The 1926-nt window shown below is 39.6% G+C and carries 2 protein-coding genes; both read left to right on the top strand.

Annotated features, from left to right (window positions below; all coding sequences use genetic code 11):
• A partial coding sequence (locus PX636_RS08455) for an ImmA/IrrE family metallo-endopeptidase (protein ID WP_288116745.1) occupies nt 1–1137 on the top strand: 1137 nt, incomplete at its 5' end.
• Entirely contained in the window at nt 1137–1670 is a 534-nt protein-coding gene (locus tag PX636_RS08450) for a PIN domain-containing protein (RefSeq protein WP_288116744.1), read from the top strand. The genes PX636_RS08455 and PX636_RS08450, both read left to right, overlap by 1 nt.
• Nucleotides 1671–1926 lie beyond the last annotated feature (256 nt).

Genomic DNA, 1926 nt, shown 5'->3' with positions numbered 1-1926 from the left:
GATGCGCGGGAAGGCCTTTTAATTGCTCCGCAAGAGTCGGCATTGCGTCTTCAAATAAGTTTGCACGAATATCTAGATATTGAAGAAGGCAGGAATAGAATTACTGGCGACCAGTTGGTCTTGTTATCTGTTATGTACCGCCGTGACTTCAGGTACTTCGTTACAGGCGACTACCCATCAGCAGAGTCCCAAGTTCAAGAAATGTTTCGTCGCAACGCTGCCCTTTCCAAAAGCGATCGCATTGCTATTCAGGAATTTGTTCGGCTTTGTGAGTACGAAGATTTCCTAGAAAGGGAAGTATTTCAGCGTCAGCCTACAAAAATTCCTAATTACGCACAATATCCGTTTAATCATAGCTACTTCAAAAGACAAGGTGAAGAAGCAGCTTCTTTGGAGACAGAACGTTTGGGTTTAGGGCAACAGCCAGTAGAAAATATATTTGAGTTAATCAGAAATCAAGGCATTCATATATTCAAACGTCAATTAGAAAATAAAAATATATCCGGACTATATATTAACCATCCGGTCGCTGGTCACTGTATTCTCATCAACTATCTTGATGATTTATACCGACAAAATTTTTCTGCCGCTCATGAGTACTGTCATGCTTTATTTGACTCTTCTGAAGGGCAGGAAGTTACATACTTAAAATCTTTAAATGCTCGGTCTGAACTTGAGTGGAGAGCCAATAGTTTTGCAGGCAGCTTTCTAGTTTCAAAACAAAGAATTGAGTCAGATTACTCACCCGCAGAAAGCTACGAAGCTTGGGTTAGTCTCATTCGGCGAATTGCTGAACGATTTCGAGTCAGTTCTCAAGTGGTAATTATCCGTTTATCTGATCTTAAATGGCTCGATAAGGCTTTACAAGATCAATTAATTCAAGAAAAACGTTTGGTCATTAAACATGACGAGAAATTTGATCCTGAGACTCCACCAACGCTATCTTCAGGTATGCGAAGTAAATCTGCACAAATTATACGTCAAGGTTTGTCCTGGCATTTCATTGATTTGTGTACAGAGGCATATAGAAGAGGAGAGATTACTCACCATAAGCTCCTAGATATGCTACTGCTACCTTTGGAAGATGGTTATCAGCTTCTAAATGAACTTCTAACGTTTTTGGAGGTCAGTAGTTAATGATGGGCGTAGTATCTATCGATACTTGTGCGATTATTCACTTCATGTACATTAATCGCTTTCATCTTCTTAAATTGCTTGGATACTCTGTGATTACTACAGTGTATGTTCAATTAGAATTTGAGCAGGGACATTCTGATAGTTTAAATTATTACAAAAAACTAATTGATTATGGTGAAATTACAACATTTCCTCTAGAGATCGAGGATTTAGTTGAGATGTCAAACGTCCCTCAATCAAAACGTGCGAGTGATGCAGAACTGTCCTGTTTTGTTGTTGCCAGACGTATCGGTGGCAAAGTGCTGACCGATGATAGAAAGGCAATAGATTATATTCGGCAATACCTTCAAATGCCGAAAGATACTATTACTCAACTGGTGGAGGTTTTGATAGAAGCTTATTTAGCAGACCATTTAGGGGATCATGAGCTTAGATCAATTCAGGAAATTCTGGAGAATAATAAGTTCAAGATTAAGTTCGACTTAGCTCGTGAGGCAGCAAAGAGAAGATGGATGATGGATGAGAAGTGTTGAACGATAGTGAGGTTTCCAAGGCACTGCGTAGCAGCACGCCGCTATTACCTGGTGCTTTAATAAAATGTAACGCACCTTGTCTGTGGGGTGCTAAGTTAACATCAACATAGGAATTATAACTATTACTGGACTTATACCATTTTTCTTTATTTGCGTCACAACGAATGCAGGCTTGGCAAGCATTCGAGCGTGGATGTCTGTCATGGATTTAGAAATTTGGTATTACCCCTTGACAAAAGACCATAACCCGTGCTGT

This window comes from Microcystis sp. M53598_WE2 (assembly GCF_030067735.1).
In the GTDB taxonomy this organism is placed as follows: Bacteria; Cyanobacteriota; Cyanobacteriia; order Cyanobacteriales; family Microcystaceae; genus Microcystis; species Microcystis aeruginosa.
The sequence above is the reverse complement of the archived record's forward strand: the minus strand, read 5'-3'. Positions and strand labels throughout refer to the sequence as shown.